Source organism: Chryseobacterium sp. SIMBA_029 (genome assembly GCF_046535275.1).
Taxonomy (GTDB): Bacteria; Bacteroidota; Bacteroidia; order Flavobacteriales; family Weeksellaceae; genus Chryseobacterium.
Genome location: NZ_JAWRXA010000004.1, coordinates 310,262 through 325,555, shown reverse-complemented (window position 1 = coordinate 325,555; position 15,294 = coordinate 310,262). Strand labels below are relative to the sequence as shown.

At 36.9% G+C, this 15,294-nt stretch carries 12 protein-coding genes; 7 read left to right on the top strand and 5 right to left on the bottom strand.

What is annotated here, in order from left to right:
* Positions 1 to 94 precede the first annotated feature (94 nt).
* The 7 genes from SB679_RS09265 (at position 95) to SB679_RS09235 (ending at position 11,496) form a co-directional block, all read left to right on the top strand.
* Positions 95 to 1,639: a T9SS type A sorting domain-containing protein gene (locus SB679_RS09265; protein WP_410701962.1), complete on the top strand. Its 1,545-nt coding sequence runs from the start codon at positions 95 to 97 to the stop codon at positions 1,637 to 1,639.
* Position 1,640: 1 nt separating this feature from the next.
* On the top strand, positions 1,641 to 5,312 hold the full coding sequence (locus tag SB679_RS09260) for a DUF5977 domain-containing protein (protein ID WP_410701961.1): 3,672 nt from the start codon (positions 1,641 to 1,643) through the stop codon (positions 5,310 to 5,312).
* Between the two features lie 11 nt (positions 5,313 to 5,323).
* The gene (locus SB679_RS09255; protein WP_410701960.1) at positions 5,324 to 9,109 is read left to right on the top strand and encodes a DUF6443 domain-containing protein; all 3,786 of its coding nucleotides are present in this window, start codon (positions 5,324 to 5,326) and stop codon (positions 9,107 to 9,109) included.
* 12 nt (positions 9,110 to 9,121) lie between these two features.
* Positions 9,122 to 9,748: a hypothetical protein gene (locus tag SB679_RS09250; protein ID WP_410701959.1), complete on the top strand. Its 627-nt coding sequence runs from the start codon at positions 9,122 to 9,124 to the stop codon at positions 9,746 to 9,748.
* A gap of 64 nt (positions 9,749 to 9,812) precedes the next feature.
* Positions 9,813 to 10,226 carry a hypothetical protein gene (locus tag SB679_RS09245; RefSeq protein WP_410701958.1) on the top strand — a complete coding sequence of 138 codons (414 nt, stop codon included), beginning with the start codon at positions 9,813 to 9,815 and terminating at the stop codon, positions 10,224 to 10,226.
* 247 nt (positions 10,227 to 10,473) lie between these two features.
* Positions 10,474 to 10,767 carry a hypothetical protein gene (locus tag SB679_RS09240; RefSeq protein ID WP_410701957.1) on the top strand — a complete coding sequence of 98 codons (294 nt, stop codon included), beginning with the start codon at positions 10,474 to 10,476 and terminating at the stop codon, positions 10,765 to 10,767.
* 357 nt (positions 10,768 to 11,124) lie between these two features.
* Entirely contained in the window at positions 11,125 to 11,496 is a 372-nt protein-coding gene (locus SB679_RS09235) for a hypothetical protein (RefSeq protein WP_410701956.1), read from the top strand.
* Between the two features lie 202 nt (positions 11,497 to 11,698).
* Here the strand turns inward: SB679_RS09235 and SB679_RS09230 are convergent, their stop codons facing one another.
* From SB679_RS09230 to SB679_RS09210, 5 genes are read right to left on the bottom strand one after another with little or no spacing between them, the layout of a single operon-like run.
* Positions 11,699 to 12,160 (bottom strand): DUF3872 domain-containing protein, encoded by a 462-nt coding sequence (locus SB679_RS09230; protein WP_410701955.1) that lies wholly within the window; start codon positions 12,158 to 12,160, stop codon positions 11,699 to 11,701.
* Positions 12,161 to 12,177: 17 nt separating this feature from the next.
* Positions 12,178 to 12,741 (bottom strand): conjugal transfer protein TraO, encoded by a 564-nt coding sequence (locus SB679_RS09225; protein ID WP_410701954.1) that lies wholly within the window; start codon positions 12,739 to 12,741, stop codon positions 12,178 to 12,180.
* Between the two features lie 18 nt (positions 12,742 to 12,759).
* Positions 12,760 to 13,689: a conjugative transposon protein TraN gene (gene traN / locus SB679_RS09220; protein ID WP_410702100.1), complete on the bottom strand. Its 930-nt coding sequence runs from the start codon at positions 13,687 to 13,689 to the stop codon at positions 12,760 to 12,762.
* A 16-nt stretch (positions 13,690 to 13,705) separates the two neighbouring features.
* Complete coding sequence (gene traM, locus SB679_RS09215) at positions 13,706 to 15,016, bottom strand: conjugative transposon protein TraM (protein ID WP_410701953.1); 1,311 nt, start codon at positions 15,014 to 15,016, stop codon at positions 13,706 to 13,708.
* Positions 15,003 to 15,287 carry a nitrogen regulatory IIA protein gene (locus tag SB679_RS09210; protein ID WP_410701952.1) on the bottom strand — a complete coding sequence of 95 codons (285 nt, stop codon included), beginning with the start codon at positions 15,285 to 15,287 and terminating at the stop codon, positions 15,003 to 15,005. Before SB679_RS09210 ends, traM begins: the two co-directional genes overlap by 14 nt.
* Between the last annotated feature and the right edge of the window lie 7 nt (positions 15,288 to 15,294).

Below are 15,294 nucleotides of genomic sequence, written 5' to 3'. Positions count from 1 at the left end.
ACCGTAAAAACACGGATGTAAATATCGGGTAAATCCCATGTTGTACAATTTCAGTATAGAATAATTTTATCATCTCAAAATAACTCAGATGCCTATGAAAAAAACTTACACCAGTATACTTATGGTATGCTGTATTATCTCAATAAATGCCCAGGAGATTTTGTGGCAAAAGGATATTAAATCCCCAACGCAGAATTTTTTGAGCCAGGTTAGCACAACACTAGATCAGCAGTATCTAATTACAGGAAGTACTATTCAAATACCCAAAGTACAAACAACCGAGAATAAGCAAAGCAACGGTTACGATTTCCATGTAGTCAAACTCAATCAGCAGGGTGAACAAGTTTGGGAAAAGTACTTCTCTGGTGAGAATCATGATTACTTATCCTCTTCTATAGCTACGCAAGAAGGAGGATTTTTAGTTTCTGGTACTTCATACTCCTCTAAAGGGTTGGATAAAAAAGAAGATTCCAAGGGCGGTTCTGACATTTGGTTAATCAGACTCAATGAATTTGGTGACGAAATGTGGCAGAAAACCCTTGGAAGCAACTCTAATGAAGAAGCCCGGGCTGTTGTTCAAACCACAAACCTTGGATTCTTCATTGCTGGAAATGTCCAAAATTCTATTAAAGGTTATGGTTCAAAAGATGTTCTGATTATAAAACTCGACAAAAACGGAAAAGAACTCTCACAATTGATTTTGGGAGGAAAAGGACTTGATGAAGTTGAGAAAATGATTCCTACCAAAGATGGCGGAGCATTGTTAGGGATATATTCCAGAAGCAATATTGGAGGTTCAAAGAAGACCGAAAACTTTGGTGAAGGTGATTACTGGATCATCAAACTCAATAAAGATGGGAAAGTAGAATGGGAAAAGAATTATGGAGGAAAAGGAGATGACCATTTAAGAACGCTGGCATTGACTTCAAATGGATATCTCATCGGTGGTGAATCCAGATCCGAACGATCAGGCAATAAAACCGTTGGTATTGAAGAAGGAACCGATCTGTGGCTGATTTCACTCAATGAAAGAGGTGATGAGATCTGGCAGAAATCTTTCAATTTCAAAAATCGAGATGTATTGATGGGAATGAGTGTCCTGCATTCAGCTGATGATAAATCTTCAAAAGGAATTCTACTCGGTGGATATACTCAGGCAGAAGGCCGAATAGAAAGTGATGATGAGACCTTCTGGATGCTATACTTAAATCAGGATGGCAATGAGCAGTGGAGAAAATATGTAAAAGGAGAATCCAGAAAGAAAGAAGAAAGATTATCTGATATAAAGCTTAACAGGGACGGTTCTATGATACTGGCCGGAACCAGTGCCGAAGAACTTGGAAAAGAGAACTGGAAGATTGTAAAACTTGGTGACAACCAGATCGAAAAATTGATCGAAAAACAAGAAATCAAAATCTACCCGAATCCGGTAACGGATTATGTGTATGTAGAAACTGGCTTTGAATTTAAAGAAGCGGATATTACTTTGTACGATATGGGTGGCAGGCAGCTGCAAAACTTTAAGACCAAGAACAAAGTCACCAAGATCAATACCCAGAATCTCATTCAGGGGGTTTACCTGATAGTGATTAAAACCGACTCTAATAAAACAGCTAATGCTAAATTAATTAAAAAATAAAATGATGAAACAATTACTTTCAATACTGTGTGTTTCTATCAGCCTAAGCTTTTCAGCACAAACCGTTACTGATGCTGTATACGATGCACAACCCGATAGCAATCCTTTCCATTCTAATGTCATCGCCTCTGGTTCAGTGAATACTTATGTGGGAAAAGCCGACATCTCAATTCCTTTGTATACGATCAGTTTTGGCGGGTTGGAAATTCCCATCAAGTTAATGTATAATGCAGATGGGATTCAGGTAGACCAATATGCCAGCGAAGTAGGATTAGGATGGACATTATCTTCTGTGGGGGAAATCATCAAGGAGGTGAATGGAAACTATGAAGATAATGAAGGGAGAGATAATTGGAAAGCATACTTAAGGATGCTAGATCAGGTTCCTCTCGTCACAGACTTTCCCGATTATTATACAGTCAATTCCCCAACTCTTTCAGGCAAATTTTTTATTGACAGGGATTTTAATGTTAGAGAATTGGAGGGGTATAATACTGCTAATATTACTTTTACCAGAGCACAACCCGCAGAACAAGAAGCATTAAAATATGGTTTGGTAGTTGATAGAAAAAGGATGCAAGACTGCCCCCAGCCTCCAGCTGGTCCTTTTGTCTATTACCATTTATTCACCACGACAGGGCTCTGCGATCAGGTTACACCAGGCAATAATTTCGATACCCAACAGGTGAAAATAAATAAAGATAAGTTTACCTATACCTTTTCCGAACTGGAACGAATTCAAATTGCTACGGGTACACAGGATGTAGCTTTTAGAGGTCTTGCAGGAGGCAAAAGCGCTACAACAATGAGTTATAACACGGGACTAAAGCTAACAGAAATAAAGGACAACACCACAAAGAATGTCTTGCAAGTTAATTATCAGCCTTTGGTTAGATACAACGAAAATGTAAAATATGATAAAGCATGGGATAAGTTGGTCCACCGGGTAGACAATGGTTCAGTCACCAATTATACCAGAGCCATTAAGCAATATGATGTCACTACAAAAGAAGTCTATATAAAAAAACTTCCTTCTAAAATCAAAACAGATGATGCTGAGATCATATTTATCTACGAAAATGCGAGGGAAGATAAAATTACCAGAAATATGGTATTGAGTGAAATACCACTGGCACCTGCTGTAGAATATGTGGGCGAAATATGGGGGCAGTCTATAGTTAACCCCTTTGTCAAAGAACCCCTTTTGAAATCAATCTTAATAAAAAATAATTTAGGACAAGTTGTAATGCAGTACGGTTTCGTATATGGCTATTTTAGTTCGGGATGTACAGACGCCGATGTATGCAAAAGACTGAAACTACTTGCAGTCGAAAAAGGTTTTGGGGAAAATAACCAGAACAAAGAAACTTATAATTTTGCTTATTATGAAGATAAGACGCTTCCAAAAATAGCATCTCTAAATAAAGACGTATTCGGGTTTAAAAATGACATTGTTGAATCTTCAATTAAAGATTCCTATGGTTTTCCAATACAACCATTTCTCTACCAATATAAAGAAACAAGAAACAACATCAACCTTTCATATTATTCACCGTTAAAAGTTCCGGCTCTTAACCCAGTGATGACATCTGGTCAATTTGAGCAGGGAGTTTCCGGCTTGGACAATTTACAGGCGTGGACATTAAAAAGCATTACTTATCCAACACAGGGCGTTCAAAAATATATATACGAACCTCATGAATTTAACTGGAAAGGATCCATAATTAAAGGAGGTGGACTGAGAATCAAAGAAGTGCAAATGATGGACCCAATAACCAATAAAACCTTAACAACAAAATACAGTTACGGAAGTGGTCAGGCCTCTTCCCTTCCAATGGTAACTTCGGACGAAGACATCGCATTAAGCGCACCAAATCAAGTTAAATCAAGCATTTCACGCTCATACAGCACATTTGTAAACAAATCTCATGGCAGCTATGTAGTTTACCCGGAATCAAGAAAGATCGATCCAGATGGAGGATATACAGACTTTAAATTCAGCAGTTATACGGAACACCCTGAGGTTCAAAACTACAACTGGCAGATTTCAGGAGTGAATGTAAACATGGCTATGGATAGCTATCTATTTTCTAAATCGAGTCTTGCCTCTAAAATGTTTAACTATGACTATTTAAGAGGAAATATTTTAAACACGAAAATAAGTGACAAATTGGGCAATCTTCTTAAAGAATCACAGTATATCTACTCAGCAACAGAATATCCCGGGCCTACTTTAGTAGAACCTACCGTATTTCCAAAAACGAGAATACTTTATTATCCTATCGCATCAACTTATGATGCCAACTTCCAGGGATTATCAGCCCAATATACATCTTCATTGATCAAACGCAACAACTTAATAACTGTAAATGAAAAGGATTATTTAGCAGGCAGTACAGTCAGCAGACAGAGAAGCATTACTTATACGAACCGTTTCAATCTCGTAAAGACTATTACATCATCTGGACCATTAAATAATGATACCAGAATTAATGATTATGCTTTTGAAGGGAATGATGCCCTGTTAAGTGGTGATGTGAACTTTGAGCAGTTAAATACCGGAAGTGTCAGAAAAAATGAAAATGAAGAGGTTGCAAAAACTAAATTAACATATGCAGCTACCAATGGTCTAGTAGCTCCAAATGCCCAGTTTACATATGATTATGGTACTAATGACTGGGTCAAAAATATTTCTTTTGACATCTATGACAGTAAGGGAAATATTATTCAGATCACTGGACCTCAGGGATCTGCAGTGGTTATCTGGGGATATAAGCAAACACAACCTATTGCCAGAATTGAAGGTGCTACCTACGCGCAGGTCATGCAGGCATTCGGGCTGGATCCCTCGAGCAATACATCCTACCTCCAGCTTGAAATCGTCAATAAATCAAATCTAGATTTAGATGAAAATTCTGAAAACCAGCTTTTGTCTGAATTAGCCACATTTAAAAACAATCCTAATCTAAAAGATTTTCAGATCAGCACATATTCATATGATCCCATGATCGGATTGAAAAACAATACCGCGGTTTCCGGATTGAAAACAAAATATGTTTACGATGGAAGCAATAGGTTAGAGAGAGTCCTTGACATTGATGGAAAAACATTGAATGAGTATAAATATAATTATTCTTCTACCAGATTTTTCAATTCTGAAAAAAAGGGAACCTTTGCCAAAGATTGTGGTGGCAGCGGGATTGGGAGCTTTTCAGTTTACGTAGTTCCTGAAAATACTTATTCTTCGTTGTCCAGTCAAGATGATGCGGACAATAAAGCACAAAATGATGTTAATACTAACGGACAGAATTACGCGAATAACAACGGTACCTGTAGTACATTTTCCTGTAATATTATCCCAGGTCCAACCGTCACTAACTGGCACTATGCGAGTATCAACATTAATAGTGCTATGCCTACGACTTATAAAGTCAAAATGGAGTATGTCTACCAATCGGGTCTTGATTGGCAAAACGGTGTTCTTGTAGGTAAGATCACTGGAACTTGCTTAAGTCCGAATGTAAGAACTGCTTCTACGTACTCGAGTGGTGTTTGGGGCATAACAGTAAATCCTAACGGAGATATTTATGTGAAATTCCTCCCGGGAGCTACTTCTGGCCCTCCTGCTAATAACACAGTAATTCTTTTGGACTTCACTCTTCCAATTAACTAAACATTTAACTGATGAAAACATATATTATTAACATACTCTGCTTATTCATTGCAGTAGCAACACAGGCACAAACAGGACTATCTGGTACTGAAAATTATATGTATACCAAAAACTGCCTGGATTCAACCTGTACAAAAAAATCTGAAGCCGTCAAGTATTTTGATGGTTTAGGAAGACTCCGGCAGGTCATAGATGTAAAAGGGTCACCATTAGGAAATGACCTTGTACAACCTGTTTTATATGATGCCTTCGGCAAAAAAACAAGAAATTATTATCCCATTCCACAGTCAGGGTCTTCCAATGGTGCTTTGTATGGACAGACATCTGGAATGACAGCTTATCCAGTTACTGATGCAACCAATTTTTACATCGGAGAAAAGATTTTCACTGAAAAAACAATCGAGAGTTCTCCACTCAACAGAGTACAACAACAAGTCCAGGTTGGAAATGACTGGAACAATAAACCTGTTCTTCTAGGGTATTATGCAAATTCAGCCTCAGATCAGGTCAGATATTTTAAAACCACATCTGCATGGATAGATGGATCATCAAAGGCTACACTTACAGATGCCGGTTTCTATGGAGCATCCCAATTGTTTAAAAATTCAATTAAGGACGAGGATGGGAACGAAAAACTGGTATTTAAAAATACAAAGGGTCAAACTCTTTTAGAAAGAAGAGGGAATTCAGGAAATTTTGCAGACACTTATTTTATCTATGATAAATACGACCATCTGGTTTTTATTCTGCCTCCATTAGCTGCTAAAGAAACAGATATTGCGACAAATGAAACGAAGCGTAGTGCGTTATGCTATGAAAATAGATATGATGGCCGCAATCGTGTTGTAGAAAGGAAATTCCCCGGAAAAGGCTGGGAATATATGGTTTATGACAAGCAAGATAGGCCAATAGCAACACGTGATGCCATACTAAAAACAAAGGGGCAATGGCTATTTACCAAGTATGATTCTTATGGTAGAGTCGCATTTACAGGTATTGCTTCAGGAGGAGAAAGAAGTATGGAGCAGACAAATGCAAGCGCTTTTGGAATCAATAACGTAAAAAGGACTCAAAATATTTCTTTTAATCGAGAAGGAATGGATGTGTATTACGACCAGAACAATACATATCCTTCCGCTGGTTTGCTAAAAATTTTATCTGTCAATTATTATGACAGCTATCCAGCATATAGTTTTAACCCTCCCTTTCCGTCTTCAATTTTAGGACAGCCTGTTTTAACCAATACACAAACCGTAAACACGCAGGGGAGCCCTACTATTAGTCTTGTGAAAAATATCGAGAATGATGACTGGACTAAAAACTATATGTATTATGATACTAAAAATAGAGTAATTGGATCCTATTCCATCAATCATCTGGGTGGATATACCAAAAACGAAATGCTGTTGAATTTTGCGGGGGTAGCACAAAAAATAAACACATACCATCTTAGAAAAGCCGGAGAAGTTGCTGTTACCTTAAGTGAGCGTTTTGTCTACGATAGCCAGAACAGGCTGAAACGTCACTATCATACGGTGGACAGCAGGCCCGAAGAGCTCCTTTCTGAGAATACCTATAATGAACTCTCTCAACTTGTGAACAAGAAAGTTGGATACAACTTACAGAGTATTGATTATAACTATAATATAAGAGGATGGCTGACAGATATTAACAAAGATCAAATGGCAATTGCTGATATGGGAGGCAAATTGTTTTCATATAAAATTAAGTACAATCAGAAAGATGGTATCACCAATCCTGATTCGGGATTATTTTCAGGGAAGGATGTTGTACCAAGATATAACGGTAACATTACAGAAGTAGACTGGAGAGCCATTGAATCCATAGGTGACAATCCATCACTAACTCCAAAAAGATATGGTTATGCCTACGATGGGATGAACAGGCTTACTGCTGGTTATTATCAGAATCCCCAAAATCCATATAGCAGAGAGCATACTGAATCACTGGGATATGACGTTAACGGAAACATAACAGATCTTTACAGAACATCAGTCACTGAGAATCTGGCCACAACCGCTACTGTTATTGATAAGCTTAATTATATATATACTAGCGGAAATCAAGTCTCTAATATTATCGATAATACAGGCAATCCTTCAGGTTATGAAGGTGGAGGAAGCGAGATCAAGTATGATCTAAACGGCAATATGACACAAATGGTGGATAAAAATTTATCCAATATCATCTACAATTACCTGGATCTCCCTAGTAAAATAGAGTATCAAAACCTTGTACTTCCTGCAACGTTAAGCTACCTGTATAATGCAGATGGCACTAAGCTGCAAAAGTCTAGCCCGAGATTAGAATGTAATCCTTTCCAATGTTATATGGTTACAGATATATCAGATTATCTTGATGGTTTTCAGTATCAAATCGGAGGCAGTGGTAACGGAGAAGTTCTCCCTGAACTTCGTAGTGTTCTGGAAAAAACACAATATGCTTATGAACAGCAGGCGTTCAGTTCTACAGACTTAAATGAAATACAGAATCCGCAATTAGGAACGGGGCTATACAACGAACTTAAAAATCCCGATCTTAAATTTTTCCCAACTGCTGAAGGATTTTATGATTATCAAAATGATCAGTATATTTACCAATACAAAGATCATCTGGGTAATGCCAGAATAAGTTTTGCGAGAAACAGCAAGGGCGCTCTTTCAATTATTGATGCCAACGATTATTATCCCTTTGGGATGAATCACCTGAATACTGGAAATGCTTTTGTAGGGCAGGCCAGTTTTACAAACTATAAGTTTTTAGGAAAAGAGCTACAGGAAACAGGTTTTTATGATTTGGGAGCTCGTTTCTATATGCCAGATATAGGAAGATTCAATACGCATGATCCATTAAGTGATTCTACATTAGACCCATATGGTTATGCCTATAATAATCCATTGTTCTTTACGGATGTAACAGGACTTAGAAGTGATCCTATTAATGGCGGACAGGAAATAGGCGGACCTAATGGCTTAAATGGTCCTGGTGAAGATCCGAAGCCAAATGAACTCGGCGGATCTGCTAATCCTTACAATATTCCAGAAATTGTAATAAATGCACCTATTAGAGCTATAGCTTCCAATCCTGGATCCATTATGCCCTCCTACTGCTCAGTATGTTACAGCGGTAATGGAACGTCTTCAGGTATTACTCTTACTCCTCATCAAGTACAGCCATTGCCACTCAACTGGAATTGTGGACATTGTAATGACAAGGGTGGAGTGATCATGATGGATAGCATGATCTGGGATTTAATTGGAATCGTCGCTGCCGAGAACATGGATAGTGAAAGCCAAACGCAGGCAGTAGCGGTCGGAGCTTTAGCTATTATTCTCACTAGAGGAAAAGCTGCCCCAAAAATTCTGCAAGCTGAGGCTGGGATAGCAAAAGCTGAATTAGCAGCCGAAAAAGGAATTCTTAATGCAGAAGCGAAGGCAATTTCAAAAGAAGCTGTTGCAACCAACGGAACTTTAAATAATGGACCTTATGCAGGTGAAGGACTACTAGCAAAAAATGGGAAAAGTAGAAATTTTACAACTGAAGAAAGAACTATAATTAATCAACAGGGATATACACTTGGATGTCATACATGTGGTCAAGTAAATCCAGGAACAAAATCTGGAAATTTTATTTTAGACCACCAACCAGCAAATGCTTTAGTTCCAGATGGGTGGCCTCAAACTTTTTATCCTCACTGTAAATATTGTAGTGCAAGCCAAGGAGGGATAATTGGAGGAATGAAAAGACAGGGAATACTTCCTAAATTCAGTAAATAACTAATTAAAAATATGATTACATACAAAGGAATTGAAATAAATGTAAATACAAATACCTATGTTGAGACTAAAGGACTAAACTCCTACATAGATAAAGAGCTTAAAGTCCTAATTGGTAATCAACATCGAGAGGATTATGTAAGCGTTGTTAAGTACATGATCGACTATATTACTATAAATAAGCCTACTATTTTGGAAAACCAAAATATATCCTATTATTCTTGGCTTTTACAATTTAGATTAGACGAGAATGACTGCTATGATCTATACGAAATAAACTCCGATGGTTCTAAGTTTAATAAAGGCTGTGATACTGCAATTTCACTTATTAGAAATCAATCAGAAATATGTTCACATTACGGATTAGCTACCCAATTTCCAAATTTCAATCAAATGATTGTCATTTCCCAGGGAGTTTATGAGGGAAAAGATATAGAGGGAATCAGATATGAATCACCAGAACATATGTCGGGATGGTGGCTTATTACCGATGACTATGATGATAACATAAAATCCTTAATGACAGTTCATTTTCATCATTTGGCATTTGCGCGTCCTGATATTTTGAAATATTTGGCTTTACCATTTGGATATAGATTTTTAATGGAAAATGGAAAGATATCAGTATCCAAAGATTAATAGTAATACACTTCCAGGCTATCGTAAACATCTTCAATTTATAGTCCAATTAAAATAATGCAATATGTATAAATTTATAGAACCCGAAGTAGCGGGTGGACTTGGCGAAAAAACAGAAATGGATAATTCTTTTTTTCCACCGTTAATTAAAAATCTTCATTACGAATTTGATGGATGGCTAGGAGACGATATTATCGAATCTTTTCCTTGTTATCTAATGACAGAAGCATTAAGAAAAGGAATAGAAAAAGAAAATCTTACAGGAATTCACTTCAGTGAGGTTTTGATTTCTAAATCAGACACTTTTTTGGATATCTATCCCGACAAAGACCTGCCAAACTTCTTATGGGCAAAAATTAACGGGGAACCTTATAAAGATGATTTTTTTATTTCTGAGAAAAACATTTTAGCTATTTCAGAAAATGCATATTCCGTATTAAAAAAATTTAATATGGAGCAAGCTGATATAGAGGATTAAAAAGTTTCAATACTAATAAAAAATATAAATTTAATACAATTAGTAAAGTACTTTAACCCATTGAATTAGACAACTTCCTAGAAAAATGGATTCCAGGAATGACGAATGACAAAACCTAGATTAATATCTTCCTTACTCCAAATGCTAACGGGACTGTAATTCCTCCCGCTGATTTACATTCAGATTTACAAGATGAATTAGAACTATATGAATAATCAAGAAAAGGAATATCAAATCAGAAGAATTAGTGAAAATTCTCAGTATAGATATCATTGAAGGTAACTTAGAGTTCTATAAAAAATTACTAGACACAACGAATCAAGCAACGGATCTGGTATGGAAAGGAATTCTATCGATGTATATCGATTTTTCAAGAGAGGAAAAAGAAGTATTTTTAAAATTCTTACGAGTTATAGAGATTAATACATTGTCACATGTCTTGGGGATTTTAGATGGAAGTACATTTGTAGAGGGGATAAAAGATGATTTTGTTTTAACTACAGAGGAAAACAATGAAAAAATAAACGAGAATTTACAGTAGTTATTTTTAGAATTAATTGAAAATAAATAGTGTTCTGCTTTAAATATATTGATAATAAAAAAGGGTGTTGATTCATTACCCTTTATTTTAAAACCAATTCTGAGGTTCTGATTAATATATTTTCAGCGAGTGCCAGTAGACTTTTATCATAAAATGAGTTCATCATTGATTGAAGTGAAAATATCTGATAATGCAACAGTATAATACCCTTTGTCTAAAAGACTGATTCAAAAGTCAATTTGAATGTTTTTTCTTTTTTAGGGTGGATTCATTTAATGAAATCCACCCTAATTTTCTAAAGATCCAATATTATTAATAAAATATAAGCAGAAGTGCAGCTATAAAAATCCAAAAAGCATGGAAAAACTTATTGAAGCGATAAAAGAACGGGCAGGTTTTTTCTTGCTTGAAATGGGCAATTTTAAACCTTTTCGAGTAATCTTGCAGGCTGATAGTCAAGTTATAGATACTATAAACGAAGCGGAATGTAGCTCAATTGAAACAGACTACAAATTACTTCTCAATCAGATACTACAAGATTTGGAAGATGAAAACATCAAAGCCTCAGCGATAGTTCTTACCGGCAAAGCGGACGGTTACGATACAGTCGTCATAGAAATTTTTTCTAACCGCAGAAAGAAGTATCAGGCGGTATTCCCATATACAATAAACGGTGATAGGGTAAACTTCGGAGCAGATTTAAATAAAGACTACCACACAATCACTTGAAGTAAAACTAAGTAGGGATCTCCCCTATCTTATTATCAAATTCCATATAAGAATTGTGAACGAAACCGGACTGAAATCAGTATTGAGGAAGTTTCCAAAGTATTGAATAAGTCTAACTTTGAATTTAGTGAAATGAAGAAGTCGGATATCCAATGTAGATATCCGACTTTGTATTATACAGAATGTTAGATTGCACTACAGCCTATTGCTGCGTATTATTAAACTGAAAGCTTATCTTTTTTTCATGCCCAGTGTTATCAAAGACCCAAATATCAAAAGCCTGCGTGACATCAGATTCTGAAATATAATATAGCCTGAATTCTTGCTTAAGTAAATAATAAGAATCATTCGGACTTAGTGTAAGCTTATTCTGGTTTCCCAGTATCAACTTCCCGGCTCCATCGAACTGAAAATATCTGATGTAATACTTGGTCCCGTCATAATTACCTTCTGTTTTAATGTTGCACCTTATGGTGACCATTTCTCCTTTGCCAATAGTTTTTGGTACTGGCATGACCTCAACATCAAATGGGAAATCTGTCTGGATATCCAATTCTTTATCGCACGAGATTATAGTGCATGAGAACATCAATACAACAGTCATGGACAGTATAGACTTTAGGCGTCCTGCTGAAAATATATTTTTTATAATAAGATATTTCATTATTGTAAGGTTTAACATTAAAAAATATAACGAATTCCAACTCCTGCAGATGGTCTGAACTGTTCGACCGAGGTTCCCCAAATCCCTTTCGCTTTCCCCTGCAGTAAAAGCACAAAATTATTGGTGAGATAAGTTTCTAAAGAAACACGTAAGCCAACTCCATACACGAAACTGTCCTTATTTTGTATAACAGCTCCACTGGGTAATGTAGTTTCACTCCGATTAATAATTTCATATCCAACAACTCCTGTTAAACCAAGATTCAAGGAAATATTTTTTGCCCAATCTCCCAGCAAACGAAAGCTATACCCTCCTTCTGCATAATAGGTTTCAACAGGTATATTAAAACTTTCAAATTCGTGTTTCTTATAACTGTACTCGACAGACCATAATTGATAATTCCCGTTTTTTGCGTTAACAGTCATTCCAGCCTGCAGATAAAAATACTCATGAAAGGGGTTTTGATCAGAGATTATTCCGGCACCAATTTCAAAACCCTTCTGTCCTTTAATCAACCTTTGCGCTTGCATGCACTTTGTGCTCAGTAAACCTATCATTACGGTAATTATATATTTATACATTTCGATATGCTTTAAAGGTTAATAAATTAATTTCAGTTCGGTAACAGGTTTAGCCCGGATCAGATCTGCATTTTCAACTTCTAAAGTCTGATGTCTTCCCCCGTTTTTCTCAAAAATTTCGATGCGTAGAATTTTATCATCATCAAGGGTAAACTGTTCCAACAAAAGCACGTTCCTTTCAACTTTTCCAGCAATGATGCTTTCCATGGAAACATATGTCCTTAGTGGAACCAGGTCATTTTCCTGTACTGCTGTACGTCTGGCGGTCTTCTTATCGACAATTTTAAACGTCAAAAAATCTACATTAAAAGGGACATTGGAACTGTTCTTTAGCTCGATGTGGAAATAATATTGGCCATTGTATATGTAAATTCCTTTTAACATGAAATTGATTCCAAAACTGTATGAACCGATGTGTTTAATCAGTTTTTTGTTCTTGCTATAGATCGTCTTCATTGCGGCCTCGGTCATCGAAGGCTGGGTGCTACCCAAATCTTCGAAAAGCACATCATTAACTTTTTCTTTATTCTCCGTCTGAAGCATTTTAAGCACATCATAATTTATAGTCGTTGGGTAACGGCTGTAGAAAACATCAAAGTTGTAAAAACGGCCGTCTTCAGTAACCACCGAAAAATTGGTTTCCGGTTCAAAATCACGTATAGCTGCTTTGATCCGCAGCACGTTATCTGCTCCATCAGCTTTTCCCGCAATAAGATATTCGCTTCCCAGATCAACGTATTTTATTTTCGAAGGAAAAATAATATGGGTAGTCTTATCATAGGTTACTGTAAGCCAATAAGGCTCTACTTTCCCTGCCTTTAGTCTGGAGTCGGCTGACACCGTATCAATGGGAGCAATACTATCCTGCTCCTGAGCTTGTAGTTTTATAGCGCATACCACAAGGCATAACACCAGCATGATAAATTTAAATTGTAGCATATTTTTTATCTTTTTGAATTAATGATTATTTTTTGGCCATAAGAAACAGTTGATATCCTGCTTTCAGGGTAATTTTTGGGGTCCTTACTTTTTTTGCAAAGTATCCCGAAACGCCCTGAACCAAACTTTTACTCAAATCTGAAGTGATCTGCTGACCGGCTGTGGAACTCAATGAAACACTCGTTCCCGATGTATTGCCCATGTTGGCGGCCACTTCGGTGAGTGCATTTCTTTCCGGCGAATAAGGAACCGATAGCCCTGGTTGACCGTCCAGATCGTATACCATAATGTCAACAGGAAGAATATTACCTGAAAATTCTATAGAACTGATCTGGAGTTGAAGCCTTGTAGCTTGAAACTTCGCAATAGCGGTCACTACTGTTCCCTTAGGAATCACCATTTTCGCAACCCGTATTGGATCTAAAAGCCTTATTCGCACGCTATTATCAGCAGTAACAATTTGAGTCTCCTGAATGCAGGCACGAATACTATTTGCCTGCAGAACCTCATCATTTACTCTTCCCGCAGTAAAAAAGTTTCTGCCGTCCATACGGATTAAACCAGCCAACAATGCGCTGTCTGAAGGTTCACGATACAACGCGGAAACAATGCCTTTTTGTGCAGGATAAACATTTGCTGACGCCTTGGATTCAATCTTGTCCATTGTATCGTTTGGGCTTTTACCAATTTTCTCCTCTGTTTTCGAAGCTGTATTGGGGAAATATTTAGCTGCCATTTGGTAACTCTTCTCCATCAACGCCAGTTGACTTTCCACAGGATTCGTTTGTGGAATTTCCCGTTGGGCTAGTTGGGCTTTTAAAGACTTTACCTCATTTTGCAACTGAGTAGTTTCTCCCCTGTCCTGATAAAATGAGCCTAACGTACCCTGTATATTGCGGTAGCTGTTGATCGCATCATTTTGATGATCAGGAGTGGAAACCACAGGATTAGTTTGCACGTTATTTGCGCTCGGTTGTGATTTAATGCTATCCGCATTCCAGTAGTCAGATAATGTTGAAAGTGATTTCTTTTTATCCAACTCTTTTTGTTCGAGCAATTCACTTTCATAGGCTTTTCCTTTATCCGCCTGCATTCCTGCATCGGTAGCCTGAGGTACCGCTTCATTCAATCCTGCCTGCTCCAGATCTTTTTTATCTGTAGATGGCACAAAGATCAAATACATACAGCCGGCAAAAACAATTGCCATCAAGAAGAAAATAATCGGCTTCTTTAATTTCTGTAGTTTATCTTTTGAGGTATTTTCGGTTTCAAATCCTGGCTTTTCCCCTACTTCGGTTATCCTAACCTCTCCTTTACTATTATCATTCTCTTTCATATAGATTATTTTTTAAAATGATTGATGAAGAATCTTTCAATGGTGTATCTGCTTTTAATGTAGGATTCCTGATATGATCGATCCTAGCTTTCTGCATGTTGCTCTCGGATTTGGCATCATACCAAACCGTCACAATCACAAACCCTGTAACCATCAGATAGCCTGTAAAAAATAGAATCAAAAACTTTCGTTGATCCCTGGCAGATAATTTCTGCCAGCGTTTTTCTAACCTGTTTGCACAGCTATCAATAAATAATTTTAGCTTTTTCATGTTATGC

Excerpts from the sequence above, each read along its gene's own strand:
- SB679_RS09260 (WP_410701961.1), top strand. The coding sequence starts at position 1,641 with ATGATGAAACAATTACTTTCAATACTGTGTGTTTCTATCAGCCTAAGC.
- SB679_RS09210 (WP_410701952.1), bottom strand. The coding sequence starts at position 15,287 with ATGAAAAAGCTAAAATTATTTATTGATAGCTGTGCAAACAGGTTAGAA.
- SB679_RS09245 (WP_410701958.1), top strand. The coding sequence starts at position 9,813 with ATGTATAAATTTATAGAACCCGAAGTAGCGGGTGGACTTGGCGAAAAA.
- SB679_RS09250 (WP_410701959.1), top strand. The coding sequence starts at position 9,122 with ATGATTACATACAAAGGAATTGAAATAAATGTAAATACAAATACCTAT.
- SB679_RS09225 (WP_410701954.1), bottom strand. The coding sequence starts at position 12,741 with ATGTATAAATATATAATTACCGTAATGATAGGTTTACTGAGCACAAAG.
- SB679_RS09265 (WP_410701962.1), top strand. The coding sequence starts at position 95 with ATGAAAAAAACTTACACCAGTATACTTATGGTATGCTGTATTATCTCA.
- traM (WP_410701953.1), bottom strand. The coding sequence starts at position 15,016 with ATGAAAGAGAATGATAATAGTAAAGGAGAGGTTAGGATAACCGAAGTA.
- SB679_RS09255 (WP_410701960.1), top strand. The coding sequence starts at position 5,324 with ATGAAAACATATATTATTAACATACTCTGCTTATTCATTGCAGTAGCA.
- SB679_RS09230 (WP_410701955.1), bottom strand. The coding sequence starts at position 12,160 with ATGAAATATCTTATTATAAAAAATATATTTTCAGCAGGACGCCTAAAG.
- SB679_RS09235 (WP_410701956.1), top strand. The coding sequence starts at position 11,125 with ATGGAAAAACTTATTGAAGCGATAAAAGAACGGGCAGGTTTTTTCTTG.